This is a genomic window from Methyloglobulus sp. (assembly GCF_040079455.1).
Lineage (GTDB): Bacteria > Pseudomonadota > Gammaproteobacteria > Methylococcales > Methylomonadaceae > Methyloglobulus.
Map to the genome: position 1 here is coordinate 1 of NZ_JBEBKJ010000048.1, position 21,509 is coordinate 21,509.

The 21,509-nt window shown below is 44.9% G+C and carries 14 protein-coding genes and 1 pseudogene; 8 read left to right on the forward strand and 7 right to left on the reverse strand.

All coding sequences use genetic code 11. The annotated features are described in order from the left end of the window. Nucleotides 1–396 (reverse strand): hypothetical protein (locus ABL924_RS11260; protein WP_349027193.1); only part of this gene is annotated, 396 nt, incomplete at its 3' end. A gap of 291 nt (nt 397–687) precedes the next feature. Here ABL924_RS11260 and ABL924_RS11265 point away from each other — a divergent pair. Then, nucleotides 688–1,608 (forward strand): glycosyltransferase family 2 protein, encoded by a 921-nt coding sequence (locus ABL924_RS11265; RefSeq protein ID WP_349027194.1) that lies wholly within the window; start codon nt 688–690, stop codon nt 1,606–1,608. A 480-nt stretch (nt 1,609–2,088) separates the two neighbouring features. Here ABL924_RS11265 and ABL924_RS11270 read toward each other — a convergent pair whose 3' ends face one another. Beyond that, a complete protein-coding gene (locus ABL924_RS11270; protein ID WP_349027195.1) occupies nt 2,089–2,634 on the reverse strand; it encodes a GtrA family protein in 546 nt (181 codons plus the stop codon). Between the two features lie 105 nt (nt 2,635–2,739). Between ABL924_RS11270 and ABL924_RS11275 the strand changes: the two genes are divergently transcribed. After that, nucleotides 2,740–4,797, forward strand: a complete 2,058-nt coding sequence (locus tag ABL924_RS11275; protein ID WP_349027196.1) for a DUF2298 domain-containing protein — start codon at nt 2,740–2,742, stop codon at nt 4,795–4,797. A 6-nt stretch (nt 4,798–4,803) separates the two neighbouring features. After that, complete coding sequence (locus ABL924_RS11280; protein ID WP_349027197.1) at nt 4,804–6,903, forward strand: DUF2298 domain-containing protein; 2,100 nt, start codon at nt 4,804–4,806, stop codon at nt 6,901–6,903. Nucleotides 6,904–7,669: 766 nt separating this feature from the next. Here ABL924_RS11280 and ABL924_RS11285 read toward each other — a convergent pair. From ABL924_RS11285 to ABL924_RS11295, 3 genes are all read right to left on the reverse strand, one after another. Next, on the reverse strand, nt 7,670–8,617 hold the full coding sequence (locus ABL924_RS11285) for a hypothetical protein (protein ID WP_349027198.1): 948 nt from the start codon (nt 8,615–8,617) through the stop codon (nt 7,670–7,672). Nucleotides 8,618–9,230: 613 nt separating this feature from the next. Beyond that, the gene (locus ABL924_RS11290; protein ID WP_349027199.1) at nt 9,231–10,127 is read right to left on the reverse strand and encodes a HEAT repeat domain-containing protein; all 897 of its coding nucleotides are present in this window, start codon (nt 10,125–10,127) and stop codon (nt 9,231–9,233) included. A gap of 206 nt (nt 10,128–10,333) precedes the next feature. After that, complete coding sequence (locus tag ABL924_RS11295) at nt 10,334–11,050, reverse strand: hypothetical protein (RefSeq protein WP_349027200.1); 717 nt, start codon at nt 11,048–11,050, stop codon at nt 10,334–10,336. 528 nt (nt 11,051–11,578) lie between these two features. Here ABL924_RS11295 and ABL924_RS11300 point away from each other — a divergent pair. From ABL924_RS11300 to ABL924_RS11315, 4 genes are all read left to right on the forward strand, one after another. After that, nucleotides 11,579–12,079, forward strand: coding sequence for a TlpA disulfide reductase family protein (locus ABL924_RS11300; protein WP_349027201.1), 501 nt, complete (start codon nt 11,579–11,581; stop codon nt 12,077–12,079). Between the two features lie 9 nt (nt 12,080–12,088). Then, nucleotides 12,089–12,304 (forward strand): DUF4266 domain-containing protein, encoded by a 216-nt coding sequence (locus ABL924_RS11305; RefSeq protein ID WP_349027202.1) that lies wholly within the window; start codon nt 12,089–12,091, stop codon nt 12,302–12,304. 40 nt (nt 12,305–12,344) lie between these two features. After that, on the forward strand, nt 12,345–13,556 hold the full coding sequence (locus tag ABL924_RS11310) for a DUF3570 domain-containing protein (RefSeq protein WP_349027203.1): 1,212 nt from the start codon (nt 12,345–12,347) through the stop codon (nt 13,554–13,556). Nucleotides 13,557–13,795: 239 nt separating this feature from the next. Further along, nucleotides 13,796–15,715 carry a cytochrome c biogenesis protein CcdA gene (locus ABL924_RS11315; protein ID WP_349027204.1) on the forward strand — a complete coding sequence of 640 codons (1,920 nt, stop codon included), beginning with the start codon at nt 13,796–13,798 and terminating at the stop codon, nt 15,713–15,715. Between the two features lie 367 nt (nt 15,716–16,082). Here the strand turns inward: ABL924_RS11315 and ABL924_RS11320 are convergent, their stop codons facing one another. Further along, on the reverse strand, nt 16,083–16,835 hold the full coding sequence (locus ABL924_RS11320) for an SIMPL domain-containing protein (RefSeq protein ID WP_349027205.1): 753 nt from the start codon (nt 16,833–16,835) through the stop codon (nt 16,083–16,085). Between the two features lie 513 nt (nt 16,836–17,348). Here ABL924_RS11320 and dnaE point away from each other — a divergent pair. Then, nucleotides 17,349–20,840 (forward strand): DNA polymerase III subunit alpha, encoded by a 3,492-nt coding sequence (gene dnaE / locus ABL924_RS11325; RefSeq protein WP_349027206.1) that lies wholly within the window; start codon nt 17,349–17,351, stop codon nt 20,838–20,840. A 300-nt stretch (nt 20,841–21,140) separates the two neighbouring features. Here the strand turns inward: dnaE and ABL924_RS11330 are convergent. Continuing rightward, a pseudogene (locus ABL924_RS11330) lies at nt 21,141–21,374 on the reverse strand (ISAs1 family transposase); the annotation flags it as partial. Nucleotides 21,375–21,509: the final 135 nt, after the last annotated feature.

A 21,509-nucleotide genomic window follows, 5' to 3' on the forward strand; every position in this document is an offset into this window, starting at 1 on the left:
TTTCGGCGTCACCACAGGTTTCGGCGTCACCACAGGTTTCGGCGTCACCACAGGTTTCGGCGTCACCACAGGTTTCGGCGTCACCACAGGTTTCGGCGTCACCACAGGTTTCGGCGTTGGTGTCGCTTTGTTGCATTTGAAGGTGCTTGCATTAAACCCAGGGGCACCACAAAATGTTTTCAGCCCAGCTTGACCCTCAACTTTGGTAAAAGCATTTCCTGCATGACACGTGACACAAGAACCTGCAGCCACACCGTTAGCTGCTCGGATAGGATCTGTAGCATAAGCATTGGTAACCATACTCAAAGATGCTGGCACCAAAACCAAGGCAAAAATGAAAGTTTTCAACACAATTGCTTTCAACATCTCCCGCCCTCCAATATTTTGTTTATTCATTGATTAAATCCTCTAAAATTATCATAACTGAAATAACCAACCTTAAAAATGAGATTTTTAACCTCAACAATCCGTTTTTTAAGGAAGGTTAATGAGAGGGTAGCCATTAAAAATTAACCATTTCTTAAAAGCCGCAAAAAAATATATCCCTTCCATAAAAATATTAATGTGACCACACTATACTTAGCTATGCTTTTTGCTATTTAAGACTTCTCTAATATTCAATAACTAACATCCCTTTCTAAGGGTGAAGAAATAGTCATCAAATACAGCCAACGTAAAGTAAAAGAAATGTTATCGATAATCATCCCTGCCTATAACGAAGAAGAAGTGCTAGAAGAATTTTATCGTCGTCTAACTGGGGTGCTTTCCAAGATCGACCTGCCTTATGAATTGGTTTTTGTCAATGACGGCAGCCGAGATCGCACACTGCAATTATTGGAAGGTTTAAGCCAACAAGATGAACGTGTGGTAGTTATTGATTTAAGCCGAAATTTCGGAAAAGAAGTTGCCGTTTCTGCGGGCATTGATTTCTGCAAAGGCGATGCGGTGGTCATTATTGATGCCGACTTGCAAGACCCGCCGGAACTTATACCAGCATTGATTAAGCAATGGCAAAACGGTTACGACAACGTGTATGCCCGCAGGATCAGCAGACAGGGAGAATCAAAGCTAAAGAAGGCTACTTCCTATCTATTTTACCGTTTTATAAGAGGGATGACCCATATCGACATTCCGGCCGATACTGGCGATTTTCGTCTACTTAGTCGTCGTGCCGTTGATGCCTTAAAACAACTACCGGAACGCAACCGCTTCATGAAAGGTTTATATGCTTGGATCGGCTACCCAGCCATTGCCGTTGATTACCGCCGCGACCCCCGTTACGCTGGTGAAACAAAATGGAATTATTGGAAGTTATGGAATTTTGCTTTGGAAGGCATAACCTCCTTCACGGAAGTCCCGCTTAAATTAGCCAGCTACGTCGGCGGGTTTATGGCATTCGCTGCGTTCTGTTATGGGGCTTATATGATTATTAAGACCGTTATTTTCGGCAACGACGTACCTGGCTATCCATCCCTGTTAGTCGCTATTTTATTTTTAGGCGGCATACAGCTTGTTTTTATAGGGATACTAGGGGAGTATCTTGGTCGCGCATTTGCAGAGATAAAACAACGGCCACTGTATTTCATTAACAAAATTATTAAAAAATAAGTTAATGATATAACCGATTGATTTAAATATATTTATCTCTGTTTTTGAGAAGATTCTCTACAACAAGTAAGATATAGTAGGAGCAACTGCACTCACTGACCACTACAATCAAAATGAAAAAGATTGCAAAGGTGTTGTATTTGATCGTCGATACACTGCGACACAAGCATTCCAACGTAAAAGACTTGCTGATTCAGCATCCCGCTTCCACCTGCGCTTCATATCGACTCGGCCTCTTAGAGCAAACTGGTTGAGCACTTCTTCCTAGACCTTCCTGGGAGGCGCATCCGACGCGGTGCATTTTACAGCATCAACAATCCCACACCTTGCCATTGGATAGTCAAGCCAGAGGCTATCTTGGCTAAAATCGACAAAGCAAAAGTGATGTTTAGGACTTTGCACTAGTGCTAAAAAGCATTGTTTCCAGTTAATCTGGACTACCGATTTAACCATTTTGTGCATTGCAAGAAAAACATAGTGTCACGAAAAAGCCCATTTTTTATTGATTACAAAGGTGGTGACCGGCACCACGGTGACCATAAACAACACGGCATATAGATAGGGCAGCAGCAATTTATCGACGATGATGTAAACAGCGGCTGTATTTAAACCCAGCCCGATTAAAGCCACTATCATAAATTTAGCCATTTTTTTAGCCCAATGGGTTTCGCTGCTATTTCTAAACGTCCAATGATACTGACCTAAAAAAGAGATTAAAAATGCAACAGCGAACGCAATAAAATTGGCCTGTAATGCCGTTGCTATCTTGGCTTCTATTATGAAAACAAATAACCCAGCATGGATTGCAGTTGCTATACTGCCGACGAATGCAAATTTAAAGATTTGCCAAAAAGCTTGATGATTAAGCCGCTTATCGGTGAGTGCTTTATTGATTTGTACTTTCTTTGTATTTGGTAAGGTCTTTTTATGTGAAGATCTTTTTTTGTTTTGCAAAACTTTCTTTTTACGCATTTTTTTAGTCGTCAACCTTGATATATCGCTGATAAAGCATTCCAACTCTATCATAACTATAAGATGTAAGAACTAATGATTCTAGCAATGGCTATGCCGAGTTTTGTTGATGCTGCATAACATGAGTTTGATAAAAAATATTAGTAGAAGGGGCGTACAGTGTATTTAATTTACCTTTTCCTGACTATTGCCCTAATTCTAGTTAACCTTGCTGGGTTAACCGCATGGGTCAGCCGTTACCTACCCGCCCAGGCCAGTGCGCGTGTATTGGGTCTATTCGTGCTTACACTGGCGATATTTGCTTTTGAACACCTGCACGGATTGGGTAAGCTAAACTGGATTTGGCCGCTGAGTACAGGATTGGCTTTGTGGTGTCTTAGTACTCGTCAAGACCGCCCATTCTGGACAGGTGAGCTGGTATTTATGCTGGGCTTTGCTTACGGTTGTGCATGGCGATTTGCTTTTCCAAATATTGATGCTGGCTCGGAGCATCTGACTGATCTTTATTTCATCAGTAATTTTATGGGTGGGCAGACTTTACCTGCTCCAGATCGCTGGTTGGCGGGTAGTTTTTTCGATTGTTATTATGCTTTTCAGCATTATGGTGCGGCACTGCTGGCGCGTCTTTTTAACTTGGAGGCCGGGTTGGCGATGAATCTGGCCTGGGCTGTGTTGATAGCGCTGCTGGCAAGCTTGGCCTGGGAAATAAGCAGCTATTTTGTCAGTCGCTTTTCCCTGAAAATGCTTTTACTTGTTGCGCTGATATCGGGTGGTAACGGGCTGAGCCCACTAATGCCGTTTATGATTAAGGATAATGCGACCGATACTGCTGGCATTGAGAATAATGCCATCACCCATGTTTGGGCCAGCACCCGTTTTTACGGCATGTACGATGAACACGTAAACACTCCGCTGGGACTCGCGATTGCAGGAGATCCCCAGAAACCAGATTTTGCAGACCATCCTGATTTACCCTTAGAAACCATTGGCTACTTTAGTACTCTAGGCGATTATCACCCCCCATTGGGTGGCTTTATTATTGCCTTGTGGACTCTTGCATTGAGTGCATTTCTGGGTATCCGAAAAGTGACCGATACTACTCAGGGGAGTGAGGCTGAGTTACCTAATGGAAGACAAGCTGATGCCTTAGCGTTTTTTGCACTAGGCCTGACTCCTGCGCTGGTTCTGGTAACCAATGCGTGGGTATTCCCCTTGCAGTGTTTGTTGTTGTCTAGCTGGTTATTGTTTCGTCAGTGGAAAGCCGATATAAATTGGCCTGCGCTGATCATCGGTGGCGTTGCGGGATTTGGGTTGATATACCCGTTCCTGAGTTATTTTGCACCCAACTCGTTGGCCACACCGATTCGCTGGGTGGCTGAAGGCTATCATACGCCGTCGCGGCTTCTGCTTGCCATGCACTGGCCTGTATTACTTTGGCTGGGTGTTGGTTTAGTTGTTGCGCGGCACTCACCTTGGGCGGGTTGGCTGACCCTTACGCTTGCTATGATTTTAGGATTGTCTGAACTCATCTTTGTGGATGACCCCATGTCAGGCAAGTACGAGCGCTTTAATACCTTACTAAAATGGTGGTCATGGTTGTGGCCGACTGCTTTAATCGGCTTGGGGAGCGTGTGCATCGGCTTAGGTGGACGTGTTGTTAAAACGCTAATGGTGCTGAGTTTGTCTGCGCTACTGATGTACACGATTGATCTTGGTCGCTATTGGCACTATGTCAGTAAACCTCAGTTGGGGCAGATGACCGGTAACGGCTGGCTCAAACAGGATGCAACGCTAAAAGAATTATTGGTGTATTTAAAAAATGCGCCAGAGGGCCTTGTACTTGAGTCTATCGAACAAGGTGCCTATTCATCCTCAACTGCATTGTCCTTATTCGCCAATAAACCGCTAGTTTTAGGGTGGCCAGATCATCTAGCGCAATGGCGCGGAAATCCCGAATATATTGTAAATCGCGCCACTGAAATTCGCGCCTTCTACAAAGGTGGCTTGACCGATCCCTTGAGCTTTTTGGGTAAATTTCCAGTGCAAACTATTATCTGGACTTTAGCGGATGAGCAACGCATGCCCGATGTACGCCAAAAATTGCAAAGCCAAATTAGCCGCGATTACCACTGGCGCGCTTTTTACCAAAATGGATCAGAAGCAGTAGGCATTTGGGAGCGTCGTTTACTTGATTCCAATCAAAAGGCTAGAGGTTAATCCGCTATGAACCTCATCTATTATATTTACACAGTTTTACTGTTATTGGTTAATCTTACTGGCTTGACATTATGTATGCGTCGCTGGTTACCGACACTTGCATTGGCTCGTGCGACAGGCTTGCTGCTGTTCTGCGCGGCAGCCTTCTTTATGGAACATTTTATCGGCCTTGGCAAACTAACTTGGTTGTGGCCAATAACCACTGTCGCAGCTTTAGCCATATTGTATGTTGAACATCATAAGCTGGACACACCCAAGTTTTGGCGCGCGGAGATGGTCTTTTATGTCGCATTTGCGTATGGTTTTGCCTGGAAGTGGGCTTTCCCTGTTATATACCCAACCTCTGAGCGAATAACTGACCTTTACTTTATCGGTAATTATTTAGCGGGGCAGACATTGCCGCCATTAGATAATTGGTTTCCACCTAATCGATTTGATTTTTATTATGCATTTCAACATTACGCGGCAGCGTTGATGGGGCGTATTTTTGGATTGGGGGCGGGGCTTACTTACAATCTAGCGTTTGCCTTATTGATGGCGTTGCCAATAACGCTAGTTTGGGATTTTACTGCAAATTTTCTTAAGCAAGGCTGGAAACGTTGGCTGATTGTGATCACTTTTGTGGTCGGAGGGACGGGGGCAACCCCTTTCGTTCATTTATCCTACACAATCCCGCCTGGGCTTAGCACCCAACAACTGGGAAATATTGCCAGTGATGCGATGTGGGCAAGCCAGCGTTTTATCGGACAATTTGATCAACGCTTGAATACCGAATTTGGCAAGTCGGTTTTCCCCAGCCAGGTCAAACCAGGTTGGGAACCAAGAGAGCTGTCGCTGGAAGGATTTGGCTATCAATTTTATGTTGGTGACTATCATCCGCCGCTGGGTGGTTTTTTTCTTTTAATGATTGTTATAGCAAGCATAGGGCGGCTTGAAAAGAACCGATACTCTCGGGCGTTTGCAGATAATGGTAGTCATGACACGACTGGAAAAAAGTGTCACACAGTGCCTATTAAGGCTAATTCCGAAGGGTCAGATCGACGGGATCGATTTGCATTGCAAGCACTGCTGGCCTTTACCGTGCCATTAGTGATTGCCACCAATACCTGGGTGTTTCCGTTACAAGGGACGTTGGTGTTCAGTTGGATTGTTTGGTGCTACTTAAACGGCAATCCTCCGAACTGGAATGCCTTGCTGACAGGAGGGGGGGCTGGGTTCTTGTTGCTTTACCCATTTCTGACTGGATTTGCCAGTAATGTGTTACCTACACCAATCAAATGGGTACACTCCCAAGATCACACGCCTTTGGTGGAATTTTTAGCATTGCATTGGCCTTTAATGCTCTTCGGAACACTGGCTTTTTTTGCAAAAGGTACTCGGCGAATAGCGTTATTGTTTGCCGTGGTATTTTTGGGTTTATTGCTAGTTTCTGAATGTATTTTTGTCGACGATCCAACGGGTGACAAATATGAACGGACGAATACGGTAATGAAGTGGTGGGGTTGGATTTGGAGCGGCGGACTGGTGGCTTTAGCGACACTACTTCTAGCGAGTAGTTCGCGGTGGATTCAAAACTTGGTGGCTGTGGCACTATTATTGATCAACTGGTATGTTATTGATGTTGCCCGGTACTGGATTTACACCGATAAATCGGATGCCGGAAAATTGGCAGCACACAGTGTGTATACGCACGATCCAGTGGTGCGGGATCTGTTCCGTTTTCTGGATAAAGTCCCTTTCGGCATTGTACTGGAAAATAACTATGGCGATTCATATACGGATTCAGGCATTTATGCTGCCTTCGCCGTTAAACCGACACTACTGGGATGGCCGATGCATTTACAGACTTGGCATGGCAGTGTTAGTCAGGCCTGGATATTAAAAGACCAGATTGTCGAGTTCTATAAAGGCCAGTTGCCGGATGCTACGAAGTGGCTGGTGGCGAACAATGTTGAATATATCATCTGGAACGCTCGTGACGCTGACCAACCTAATGTCTGGGAACACATAAAAAACAGTATTGATCAGGTCTATGCTTGGCATGAGTTTCAATCCGATCCGAATCGACACGTAGGATTATGGGTACGGCGCAAAGGAAGTGAGTAACGCAATACGACTAGCCCGATGAAAGCTCTAAACAAATCGAGCACATTTATTCTATAAAAGCAGTCCTGATAAGCACGCTGCTTTTACCGCCAAGCAGGAACTGATCCCCTCTCGTCCAGAGCATAAGTATCTACACAGCTTTTCGACGTAATAAAAACAACGAGTTGAAAAAGCAACGGACTCCCTCTCCTGCTGGCCAACCTTCTCCCAGGACATAAGTATCTGCCCCTTCTCCCTTGAGGGAGAAGGTCGGGATGAGGGAGATATAAACAGTTGATTTTATTTTCCTCACCCCAACCCTCTCCAGCAGGAGAGGGGGACTTGGTGATTTGGCAACCCATTGTTTTTGTTATATTGAAAAGTTGTGTAGATACTTATGCCCAGAGGGAGAAGGAGCTAAACAGCGCATTTGGCTGAAGCAGTTTGCTAATCAGAAAATCAGTTCTGATGTATCGTCGTCCGCTCGTACTAAGTCTATAGAAGTATGAACGCACGACAACGCACTTACCCAATGGGTGTGCTTTCTAAATTCCGCTCACTCTTAGACAGACACAGAGCGAACAGAATTTAGAAAGCACAACTATTAAGATGTATAGCGCTTATATTCCGACTTAACTTCTGAAGTTGTGTAGATGGTAATGTTTTGCGGGGGTGAGGATACAAGCTTTCTAGTCGAAACCTCTAAAATCCCGATACAACATAAAAAAAGCGCCGGACAAGTTACTGTCCGACGCTTTTAAAGGTAACTAAAACAAAAATCAGTGGTTTACTGGTTTTGTCTTATTTTGTAGCGGATACCAGTTTTGACACCAGCACGATTTTGGCAAGAGAACTGAGCAGTGTATGCCTCAGAGCCTACTACAGGTGTAGCGCATTTAGCTTTGGAATGATGACTATCATCATCTCCTTCATCTTCATCTTCATCTTCATCTCTGCCACAAGCCGATTTCAATGCAGATTTATTGACTTTCACTGTATAAGCACCAGCACCTTTTGCAAGGCTTACCAAACGACTGTAGTTAGAATCACCATCGACAGTATCCGTACTCAGGGCTGACGAATAATCGCCTTTAGAGGCCTGGATGCTAATCAACGGTGCTTTAACAGGTGCTAAATCTTTCACAGACACTGAAAGAGATGCCGATCCGTCAGCACAAGCAACCTTGTAAACATCCGTTCTCGCAGCATCTGAAGACGCACTGCCCAAAGTCCCATCAACTTTAGTGCCTGATGATGGCACTGGTGTTACCGTAGGTTTCGGTGTTGGCGTTACCGTAGGTTTCGGTGTCGGTGTTACCGTAGGTTTCGGTGTCGGCGTTGCCGTAGGTTTCGGTGTCGGCGTTGCCGTAGGCTTCGGTGTCGGCGTTGCCGTAGGCTTCGGTGTCGGCGTTGCCGTAGGTTTCGGTGTGGGCGTTGCCGTAGGCTTCGGAGTTGGTGTTGGCTTAGGATTACAGACAAAGGATTTCGCATTAAACCCGGCTGCGCCACAGAATGCTGTCAGTCCAGCTAGACCTTCCTTATTGGAATATGCATTTCCCGTATGGCAGACGGTACACTGTGCTGCAGTAAGACCGTTAGCTGCTCCGATTTCAGGCTTGGCCTGAGCATCAGTCACCATGCTCAACGATGCAGGCACTAAGATTAAGGCGGAAATGAATGCTTTCAGCATAGATGCTTTCTGCATTTCTTGCCGCCCCAAATTTTCTTTATTCATAAGATAAATCCTCTTAAAGTTAACGTAAACAAAATAACCAATCTTAAAAATGGAATTCTTAAACCTCAACAATGACCCTTTTTAAGTTGGTCATGGTCAGCGTAGCGGTTAAAAATTAAACATTGCTTAAGTTGGTAAAAAATAAATTTCTTCAAAAAAATACCGTATAAGTTTTAATTCCTCCAAAAAACTTTAGCTCACTACTTACTTCGTTAATCAGACAAGCCTTGGTTTTTAGGCCTTGGCATTGCCTTCTTTTTTCAACTACACCTTCCATAAATGCCAAGTTTTTTATTAGAGGTAGCCTCTAATAATTCAAAAATCTCTCTCCCTTCGGAGGAAGGTTTGGATGAGGGTTTTGAACCAAGCTTTTATTTCCCCACTCTAACCCTCTCCCAGGGGAAGAAGGTATTAATTAGAGGTTTCCTAGATTGTCTCCCTGTTGCCTTACGGCTTGTGCTTTAGTTTCAGCCTCAATATATCACCCGCATACTTGTAGATGTATACGTACAAATACCTAATGGAATCTCTAAAAATTCAAAAAAACCCTTCTCCCTCAAGGGAGAAGGGGCAGATACTTGTGGAGATTCCCTTACACAACCCTACCAATCTATTACTTCGCACCACCATTTTCCTGGGTCAGTTGCTCAAGCTTTACCGCGGCCAAGCTACGCACGGTTTCATCACTGTCATTAATCGCTTGTTGTAGCAAGCCAACGTCATCGGTAATGCCATCTACTGCCATCATCCTGACATCTACCGAGCTATCGTGCAGGGCTTCCTGGATGGCTGCCGAAGCGGCACTGCCTTCACGGTGCGACAGACTGGAAATCGCTTGCGCCCTGACATTGGCATCTTGGTCGGTTAACGCTTGTTCCAAGGCAGCTTTTACGGCAGGATCGCCTTCGCGTCCACCGGCCAATAAGGCACTCATAGCATCGGCACGCTCGGTGGGATTTTTCGATTGCGCCATTTTTAAAAGATCGTCGGTTTGGTCAGGTTCGGCATCTTGTTGGCTTTGCCGTAGCGAGAGTGAGCCTTTATTTGCCGCATCTCCCGCTGTTGCTATACAGGTGGCTGAGGATGGCTGGTTATCTAAACGGGACCCCAGTATCCAGGCTTCGGCCACTTGCCCTTTGCTCTCAGCTTTGGCATCGGTGCGCGGATATCGGACGATTAAATCCGCCCGCCGGTCCAACAGACATTCCAACACTTTTTTCAGCGTCGTACCTACGCAAGTGGCGGTCACCAAGCCTTCTGGCAGTACGGAGTAATGTATCGGCACATGGGTTTTATTGGTGATATTTTCCAGCACTTCTGCCAGCGGCATTTGCCTGACTTCCAGTTGCAGCTCACTGCCTTTGTTGTCGCTTATAACGAGATCGGTCTGCGCTTTTTTTGTGGCCTTACCTGGCGTTTTGGCAACTGCCGCAGCGGTAAAACCTATCAGCAAAACGATAACGCTTGGCAGTAATATGTTACGTAATTGTTGAGATAAATCTAAATACATACATTCTTATACGAGGTTATTTTCAAAAACGTAGGATGCACTGAGGAATAAAACAGATCAATCGCGAACGATGCTTCTGCCTACTCAATGCATTCTACGGTTCTGACAAAGAGAACTTTTATACAGCAATAGCCACTTCAAAAAACAGCGCCGGACAGGTTAAATGACCGGCACTGTTCTAAGTAAATAAAACCAAAATCAGCTACTTATTGGTTTTGCTTTAGCACAGGGGTGGTAACAAGCTGCGTACCCGCAGCATTTCGGCAAGAGAACCGAGCGTTGTAACTCTCTGGGCCTTTATGTGCCGCTAAAGCGCCCACATAAGCAGACTTGTTAACATTGACCGTGAAAGCACCCGCTGCACCTGCAACTTTTACCAAAGGACTGTAGACAGTATTGCCATCCGCAGCATCCGTACTCAGGACTGATGCGATAGTGCCTTTTTTGGCCTGGATGCTGACCAGTGGTAGTTTAATAGGTGCCAAATCTATCACTGACACCCAAAGCGCTGTAGTCCCTGCACCACAAGTGACGGCGTAAACATCCGTTTTCGCTAAACCCGAAGCAGCTAAACCTACCGTTCCCGCTTTGGCTATTGGCGCCACACAAAGAAAGGTTATCTGATTAAGCGCCTGCCCAACAGGACAGCCATTAATCTTATTCTTAAGGCGCGTCAAGGCGACCTTATCCAGTTTAAATGCAGCTGCGTAACCCGGCTTTAGATTGGTTTTACTTCCAGCCACGCTGGTGTGGCATGATGTGCAAGTAGTTACCTTGATGCCTTTAGTAATAGCTAGCCCTTGAATTGCAGGAGTCGCCGAAGCATCAGTCATCATAAACTGGGATGCCGACATTAAAACCAAAACAGCCATAAAACTTCTTAACAGCGTTGGTTGTGTCTTTACAAGTATTTCTTTATTCATTATGTAAGCTCTCTAAAGTTATCGGAAACAAAATAACCAACCTTAAAAATGGACTTAATTAACCTAAACCACAACCCCTTTTTAAAGATGATTCCATTTAGGCTAGCCATTAAAAATTAACCTCAGCTTAAGATTGTGAAATAAATATATCACTGCCCGAAAAAAAAAAGTGTGACCAATTCAGCAAAGTTATATTTTTTTTCTGTTTAAGTGTTCATTAATGTTTAATAATTATCATGTCTTCCTAAGGGCGGACTCATTCGGTTAATTACGCCTGCATTTACTGACTAACTGTAAGTTTTTCAAACGTTTTAGTCAGGGGGTTTCCTAGGTATTTATACGCATACTGTTACAAACATGCAGGTGATACATTAACCATAGCCTTAAAGCCTTAGCCGTAATGTGCGGCATGTGTAAGTCGTAGTTAATCCCCTCATCCCGACCTTCTCCCAAAGGGAGAAGGGGTTTTTAAATAAAAATAGCTGTTCACATTAACCCGTAATTTTTTCCAAATGGTGAGTTATGAAGATGAGTAAAAAACTGAGTTCTATCGCATTCGTAATGTTAACGAGTGCCGCTTGTTTTAACGCCAATGCCACAGACGTGGGGCAACCTGCACCGCAATTTACCTTGCCAACATTGCAGCAAGACCAACCAACATCTTTAAAGCAATATGCCGGTAAGGTGATCTATCTGGATTTTTGGGCATCATGGTGCGCGCCTTGCCGTACCTCTTTCCCTTTGTTAAACAAGATGCATGAGAAGCTTAAAGCAAAAGGCTTTGAAGTGGTCGCGGTCAATCTTGATGAAGAAAAAGGCAATGCTGAAAAATTCCTGAAAGAATTTCCAGTGAGCTTTACTGTGTTACGCGATGCCAAGGGTGAATGGTCTGACAAGTTTGTTGTAGAGTCCATGCCAACCTCTTTTATCATCGACAAACAAGGTGTGGTGCAGAATATTCATCACGGCTTTGCTAGCGATGACATTAATGAGTTGGAAGAAAAAATTACCCAGTTGTTAGCGAAATAGGTGGTTTTTATGAAACTTATCAACCGTTCTTTACTGATTGTACTGATGTTTTCAGGTGTTGCTTGTACGGAAGTTATGCCCAGACAACGAGGCAATTTAGCCCTTTCGCAAATGGCCTTTACGACCGACGCATTGGAATTTGGTTTGCGTCAACATACTTCTTTCAGTAAGGAGTCGGCAGCAGGTGGATATGGCGGTGGCGGTGGCGGCTGTGGGTGTAATTAACCCACCTTCTTCACACTAAAACTTAACAACAAATGCTGACATGAAAAAAAATAAAAAATCTACTATTGCTGCTGAATTAACCTTTGCCGCCTTAGCCTTGCCGGGCTTGATGCAGCCGGCATCTGCCGGAAGGGTTGAGGAAACTTACAACGCTGACTTCCAATACGGCAACTATGTTGAAAGCAACGCGCGTATGAAGGTGGATATCTATGAAGCCGCATTATCGGCACCGATTGGCAAGTCCATGACGGCATCGGTGAACTTGGTTCGAGACAGTATCAGCGGCGCGTCGCCCGTTTTTAACTCTAGAGACCCAAACGGCAATCCAACGCAATTTATAAGTGGTGCTTCACCGACAAGTTCTTGCGGCAAGTCGATATGCGAACAGCGCGATGCCATTAGCTCCAGCTTGACTTATTTTTTTGATAAGGCAGCCCTTAGTCTGGGTGGTGGTTATTCACGGGAACACGATTATGCATCGAAATATTTTAATACCGCTCTCAGCTTGGATTTAAACAAAAAACTGACCACGCTGAATTTTGGCGCGTCGGTTGCGTTTGATGAGATACAACCATCCCCTTCTAGCTGGAATAGCAGGCCTGCTGATTTTAAAGCCCACAAAACTAGCCAACAATATTTGTTAGGGGTATCACAAGTTATCGATAAAGACTCTTTGATACAAAGCAATATTACTTTTGGCTACCACAATGGTTTTTTGTCTGACCCTTACAAATGGGTGTCGTTCGACGGTGGTGATTTCCAGCAAGATAACCGTCCTAGGGAAAGGTTTGAATGGGCGTGGCTAACGCAATATGTTCGCCATTTTGACCAATTTAATCATGCTGCGCTACATGCAGATTATCGATTTAGCACCAACGACTGGGGAGTTAATGCCCATACCCTTGATTTGAGCTGGCATCAACCCATCGCCGATGGCTGGCAAGTCATTCCACGCTTTAGGTATTACTCACAAGACAGGGCAGATTTTTATCAGCCTGTCTTTGCTGGGACTTCAGCAGATTACGCTAGTTATTCCAGCGATTATCGTTTGGCAGGATTTGGCACAATTTCTGGCGGCCTTAAATTCAGCAAAGAGATTAACGAATTAAAACCTTTTAGCCAGTTGAAATTTCAAACCGGTTTTGAATACTACGCCCATAAAGCGGAGTATCAATTGGGTGGTAACAACCAGGGTACATTTGCAAACTTTGGTTATTACCTGATAACGGCTGGGTTTAACCTGAAATTTTAGTGTCTTTTAATCTTCATGGATAAAAGATGCTTTTCCAGGTTAATGAAAACCCTGGATCTTAATGTAGGGAAACATGTACCGACACGACATCTTAATGGAAATTTTAACAATTAAGATGTCGGTCACAATTTTTAACCCTTAAATGTTATAAGCTTCACCTGCCTTCCTGATACATACGTTTTTTTTGGCGAAGAAAGACAGGTTAACTTATTAACAAACACTCACTTAGGTAACAAGCCATGAAAAACTTAGTCTCGATCCTAATGCTGTGGATGTTAAGTATAAGCTTAACCTATGCAGAAATTCCCAAAGCCAATATAAGTGTTACACCACTTGATACAGATCAATGGCCGGCACAGTACCGATTAACGTTGACGATACCCAAAGATCATCATGCTTATTTGGATACAGGCGATGAAAACATTTATATCCCCGTTACGGTTGATCCTAACTCAAAACTGGCAGCTTCTGGATTAATTATTAGCAAGTTGCAAAAACCTAGTGGAGTCCATGATAGCCTAGTGAAGGCGAATGTATTGCGCGATAAGGGCGATTTCACCTTGGAACTAGCACAAACCAAGCCTTCGTCAAGCATCAAAGCGACAAACCTGGAAGTTACTTACCAGTTGTGTAACGAATTGACCAACGTGTGTTTCCGTCCGCAAACCATGCAGTTGAATTTGACGTTACCGACGACAACGATGGCAGCCGCTGTACCAGCCGACACTCAAGCGGATGATGAATCGTTGAGCTTTATGGATAAGTTGTTGGCTCTGTTTAACAACAATAAAGACAATATGTTCATCATGTTCGGCTTGATGTTCTTCGCCGGTATTTTATCTGTTGCAACACCTTGCGTTTACCCCATGTTGCCGATTACCTCTATGTTTATAGTGGGGCGGGCTAATGGTGATGCCAACAAGGAAAAACAGCATGCTTTGGCCTATTTTGTCGGCATAGTAATCACTTACATGGCGTTAGGCTTAATGGCAGGGATGACGGGCGGCGCATTTAATACCCTTATGCAGTCGGCCTATGTTAACTTGGGCTTTGCCCTGTTTTTTGCTTTTTTTGCCCTTGCTTTACTCGGCTTTTATGAACTGAGTTTTATGCAAAACGAAGTTCACTCACTAGACCAACACTCATCTAAAGTAAAAGGTGTTAGTGGTACTTTGTTGATGGGTAGTGTTGCGGGTTTAGTTATATCACCTTGCGTTGGCCCCATCGTTTTCGCTTTACTGTTACAAGTTGCAGATAATATCGCTGAAAAATCTGCGGCCTTGGCTTTGGCCAATCAAAGCATGGGGTTTTTGGATAAATTAACCATCTCTTCGCAAGGTAGCGTGATGATGGCAGGTTTTGGTCTAGGTGTCGGTTTACCGTTTTTTCTTTTTAGCGTCGTTAAATTTAAAAAACTGCCTAAAGCCGGCTACTGGATGAATAAGGTGAAATATGCTTTCGGCTTTATGATCCTGTACTTTGCTTATACCTATCTGCAAAAAGGGATGGGCGTACTGGGCGTTGACTCTTCGACGACAGTAACGCTTGCTATTGGTTTGTTGGCCATCTGGATCGCTGTCGTACATTGCCATGTACTCACCCTGATGCCCCACGATGCGCAGCCTAATCAAAAAATGCAGCATTATGTTGGTGTGCTATCCATGATAGTTGGCGGCTGGCTGATGGTTGCCAGTTTGGGTCAAATGCCTTTTATGAATATGGCTCACGCGGAATCATTTGCACAAAACGGAACTGCGCAGGGCGCTTCATCTAATGTTCCCGTCGCGATGACAGTACAAAAAGAAGCAGGAATATCCTGGTACAGAAGTTTTGAAGCTGCAAAAAAAGTGGCCAAAGAAACAGGGAAACCTATTTTTATAGATTTTTATGCAAGCTGGTGTGCTAATTGCACCGAGTTTAAAAAAGAATCCGCAAGTAATGAACAGTTGAACCAAGCCTTGCGTGAAAAAGCTATTGCAGTAAAACTTGTTGATAAAGAACCTGAGTTTGAAAAGTTTCGTGCAAGTCAGGAACATCGCCAGCTAAAAATTGGCCTACCCTACTTCGCCATTATCACACCTGATGGTAAATTGTCTTGGTCTGGTACGGATTATAAAGCCACTCAAAAAATGATAGCCGAACTCGATAGATTATCTTGATTCGTATCTTGTTTTAAAGGGAATCCCTAACAATCCCCTCTCCCTCTGGGCATAAGTATCTACACAAGCATCTGCTCCTTCTCCCTTGAGGGAGAAGTCGGGATGAGGGGGATATAAACAGTTGATTTTATTCTCCTCACCCCAACCCTCTCCAGCAGGAAAGGGGGCTTTTTGAATTTTTAGAGGTTACCTAAAATTAAAAATAGCTCTAAAGTCGATTCCATTCATGGTTTGGTTCGATGCCCCCACAACTCAGTACGAACGGAATCAATAAACCGTCCGTACTGAGTCTTCGATAGACTCAACAGAATCCTATCAAAAAACTGCATACAGACTCCTTAAATTACACGTCCTTAGTCATAAAGTACTATTGTTCGATATTATAAACAATAGTTACAACCACTTTCGCCAGCTTTTTTATTGTGGTTTTGTCGTACACACCGCCGTAATCATCAGTTTCAGAATTGCCCCCTGCTGCAAGGATATAGAACGCTCCTTGTGATGCAGAACGCATCAATCCCACTTTCACCTTATCCTGTTTGACGAATTCTTCGGCGCGTTTTTTGGCATTTTCAGTTGCGGCGGCGATCAAGGACATTTTGATGTCTTCCAGATTACTCACCAAATATAAAGGCGAACTGGCGGTGGCTGGATGCCCTTCGGCTTGTAATGCCAGAAAATTTTTGTTGGCCGCTTCGATTTTGACTAAATCTTTAGTCGCAACGATAACGCTTTGGCTGGCATCATAACCTTGCTGCTCGGTTTTAGTGCCACCTCCGAGTAAATAGGTCGTCACCATGTGCGCCCTAACTTCTTCACTACCTTCCTGCCAACCCGATTTATCTAATCCTTCCTTGGTCAAAAACGCATCCAAAGCTGGGCGTTCTGCCCTGAGCTTTGCTAAAGCCTGGGCGAAAGTCAGATCATTCACTGAAATCGTGACCGTCCACTCGGCGTTATCTGCCTGTACATCTTTGACTGCCAAGCCTTTTACGGTAATAGACTGCTGACCCGAAGCCGCTTTTTTCGCCTGTACGCCCAGGATAAATGCCGCGCTGGACATGCCGATTGCCAGCAAAACCCCAAGGATTGTCATGGCTAATGTTGATTGTTTTTCCATCCTATAGCTCCTGGTGAATATGCTTCATTGTTGATAATTAAGATCTTTTGGGAGCCTTAAATCTGCGTTCGTTCCGATATGTTTAACCCGCAAAATGGACCTATACCAATCCCAATGAATTCACATGTTATCCCTTCTCCAGTGGGAGAAGGTTAGGATGAGGGAATTCAAATAACAATTTATTGGGATTGGTATTACTCAATCATGTTGCTTCAAGGAACGAGGTGTATCTTCTACGAACGATACATGTCCCTTAATTAAGCGCATCCTATAGCGTTACGAGTTGTTTGTCGATTAAGACAGTAATATGATTTTGTAAACCCTGATTCCTTAGCTCATGAAGAATCTTTATATAAAAGCAATAGCAAGCAATTTGAACCAATTAATGGTTTAATTCTTGATCATTATTTACCAGAAACCTAATGATGAATTTATTGATGTCGTCCCATAAATTTTCGTGCTTTGCTATGCAACACGCCTTATCGAATAATTGATTGCTAACCCGCTCACACAATGCAGCCTAAATTTATCCACCTAAGACTCCACACCGAATTCTCGCTGGTTGACGGCATTGTCAAGATAAAGCCCTTGGTTAATCGCTTGGTTGAGCTGAACATGCCGGCAGTAGCGGTAACAGACCACGCCAATCTGTTTGCGCTAGTTAAGTTTTATAAGGCGACGACAGGGCAAGGCATCAAGCCAATCGCTGGTTCCGATGTGCTGATTTTTAATCCTGAAGAACCCACCTCCCCGCATCGCTTGACCTTACTGGTTAAAAACCGCACAGGCTATATTACCTTGATGGAGTTGATCTCCAAAGCCTATCAGGAAGGCCAGCACCAAGGTGCACCGATGCTCAGGCAGGAATGGCTAATTGCCAATCATGATGGTTTGATCGCCTTGTCGGGCGGTATGGCTGGCGATATTGGTAGGGCGTTACTGGCTGAAAATACCGATTTGGCAAAAGAGTTGGCTGAACAGTGGGCGGCACTATTTGAGCAAAGTTTTTATCTTGAACTACAACGCGTCGGTAAGCCTGATGAAGAACGCTATATTGCCACCTCAGTGGATTTGGCAATAGCAACCGGGTTGCCCGTAGTGGCGACCAACGATGTCCGCTTCTTGAAGCAAGCTGATTTTGCCGCCCATGAAGTGCGGGTTTGTATTAATCAAGGTAGGGTTCTGGATGATAGCAGACGGCCTAAGGACTATACCGAGCAACAATATTTACGCAGTACGGATGAGATGCTGGCGTTATTTGCAGACATCCCAGAAGCCTTACAAAACACCGTAGAAATTGCCAAGCGCTGTAACCTACACCTAGAACTGGGCGAAAACTTCCTGCCGGATTTTCCAGTACCACCCGGAATGACCTTAGCAGAACTGATGTCCGATGCGGCAAAGAGAGGGCTAAACGAACGCTTGCAGCATTATCCGGCAGTAGGCGCAGGTACTGCTGAAGAAAACCGAGCAGTCTACGATCAGCGCCTGGAAGATGAATTACTGATGATTACCCAGATGGGTTTCCCAGGCTATTTCATGATCGTGGCGGACTTTATCCAATGGGCAAAAAATAATGCGATTCCCGTTGGCCCAGGACGGGGTTCGGGTGCGGGTTCGTTAGTCGCTTACGCCCTAAAAATCACCGACCTTGATCCGATTGAATTCGACCTGTTGTTCGAGCGGTTTTTGAACCCCGAACGGGTTTCCATGCCCGATTTCGATATCGACTTTTGTATGGACAGGCGCGATGAAGTCATTGATTACGTTGCCCAGAATTATGGCCGCGACCATGTTGCCCAGATCATCACTTACGGTTCGATGGCGGCGAAGGCGGTGATCCGCGACGTGGGCAGGGTACTCGGTTTTCCCTACGGTTTTGTTGACAGCCTAGCCAAACTGATTCCGTTTGAAATCGGCATGACCTTAGACAAAGCCCTCAAGGATAGCGCGGAATTAAGGCAGCAATATGAAACCGAGGAAGAGGTCAAAAACCTGATCGACATGGCTTTGTCGCTTGAAGGGACGGCTCGGAATGCCGGCAAACATGCTGGTGGCGTGGTGATTTCTCCGACGAAACTAACCGACTTTACCCCACTTTACTGTGAGCAGGGTGGTGGCAATCTGGTCACCCAGTTCGATAAAGATGACGTGGAAGCGGTGGGTCTGGTCAAGTTTGATTTTTTGGGTTTGCGGACCCTGACCATCATCGACTGGACGTTACAGATTATCAATCAACAAAACCAGCTAACTGGTACGCCACCCGTTGATATTAATAGCATTCCACGGAATGATGCCGCGACTTATGAGCTATTGAAAAATGGCCTGACCACCGCCGTGTTCCAATTGGAATCACGCGGTATGAAAGAGCTGATTAAAAAGCTCAAACCCGATTGTTTCGACGACATCATCGCGCTGGTGGCATTGTTCCGTCCAGGGCCTTTGGAATCGGGCATGGTCGATGATTACATCAAGGTTAAACACGGCGCGAAGGCCGAATATGCACATCCTTTGCTGGTGCCTATCCTCAAACCGACCAACGGCGTAATCTTGTACCAAGAACAGGTAATGCAAATTGCCCGTGAACTGGCACATTACACGCTGGGCGGGGCGGATATGCTACGGCGGGCGATGGGTAAGAAAAAGCCAGAGGAAATGGCAAAGCAGCGAGAAACCTTTACTACCGGAGCGGTTGCTAATCAGGTCGAGGAAAAAATCGCCACTTACGTCTTCGACCTGATGGAGAAATTTGCCGGGTATGGTTTCAATAAGTCGCACTCTGCGGCTTATGCGCTGGTTGCTTATCAAACTGCCTGGCTAAAGACGCATTATCCGGCAGCGTTTATGTCAGCGGTTTTGTCGTCGGATATGGACAATACCGATAAGGTAGTCACCCTAATTGAAGAATGTCGGCAGATGAAATTGGAAATTTGTCCGCCCAATGTTAATGTTTCCAACTACCGTTTTACGGTGAATGACAATGAACATATTGTCTACGGCTTAGGTGCTATCAAAGGCGTGGGCGAATCCGCGATTGAGGAAATAATCAAGGAACGCTTGGAACATGGAAAGTTTCTAGGGCTTTACGATTTATGCAAGCGTGTAGACTTACGGAAAGTTAATCGAAGAGTGCTTGAAGCCTTATCCCGTGCTGGGGCATTCGACGTGTTTGATCCCAATCGTGCGGGTCATTTGGCTGAACTGCCCACTATAGTGAAGGTAGCGGAACAACACGGCAAGATGGCGGAAACTGGGCAAGACGATTTGTTCGGTTTGGCGGCACATACAGAGGATGTTGTTGATGACGCCGAAACTTATACGACGGCTGTTGAACCTTGGTCAGAACCGGAACGGCTGGCTGGTGAAAAACTGACCTTAGGGTTGTATCTAACGGGTCACCCCATCTCTCAGTACGAAGCAGAAATCAAGCAGTTTACCAATGGCACTATTGCCCACTTGCTATCAGAAGTGGAGCGTTCAAAAGGCAAAATGGAAGCGCGCGTTGCAGGCTTGGTGGTCGAGATACGCATCCGCCAGACCAAACAGGGTAAAACCATGGGTTTTGCCACTATAGATGACCGTACAGGCCGTCTTGAAATCGCTGCCTTCGGTGATAAATATGAAATCTACCGGAGCATTTTTTCCAAAGACTCATTATTGATTGCCGAGGGCGCGTTGGCTATTGATGATTTTTCCGGCAATCTCAGGTTAAACGTCGAAACCCTTTACAGCATGGAACAAGCCAGAGAGCAGTTTGCAAGAGGCCTACAGTTAAGCTGGGCGGTTGAAGGACAGACAGACTCCAGCCGTTTTATATCTGAACTGCAAGCTGTTCTGGAACCCTTTAAAGGTGGCTCTTGTGCTGTCGGAATAAGCTATAATTCATCTAAAGCCTCGGCAAGTCTACAGCTAAGCGACGGCTGGCGCGTACACCCAACAGACGAATTATTAACAAGACTTAAACGGTTACCTGGGGTGGCAGGAGCTGAGGTTAAGTATCGATAGTTTTAAGGGGATCTTCTATTAATCTTAACTTAACCGACCATTGTGACTTTTCTAAGTTGATGTAAGCCCATTTTCTGAGTGATTGTCAGCCAGTAATTATGTAATCCCAGCAATTGGAGTGTAAAAGTTATACCAACCCCAAAAAATTGTTATATGAATCCCCTTCATCCTAGCCGTCCCCCTTTGGGGAGGGTAACAATGAGAACTTATTTGGATTGGTATTACCTAAAATTAGGGGTGTCTCTAAAAATCCCCTATCCCTCTGGGATAGGGATAGGGTGAGAGTCAGGGCAATCGCGCTTAAATCATCCCGATGACACGAAGTAAATAATCGTTATCCCATCCGGCCTTTAAGCGTTTGATTTTTACGCCCACCTTAGAAGTTTTGTCAGCCTTGATCAGATTCAGGGCGATATGCCGGATGACAGCCAGATTTGCCGCACTATGCCCTTTGCGGGTTCGGTTGCTATCTTCGTCAAAGGCAATATCAAGCACCCAATGAAGATTGTTTTCAATCGCCCAATGCGCCCGCACCACACGCTCCAGCGGCGTTGTTCTAGGTAGGTTCTAGCTGACTTTTCATCAGGGAATTCCTTTAAAAATTCGTAGGTGCTTAGAGTTATTTTCATGACTATAATCCAGTACAGAAAGCATTAAGCAACGTAGTAC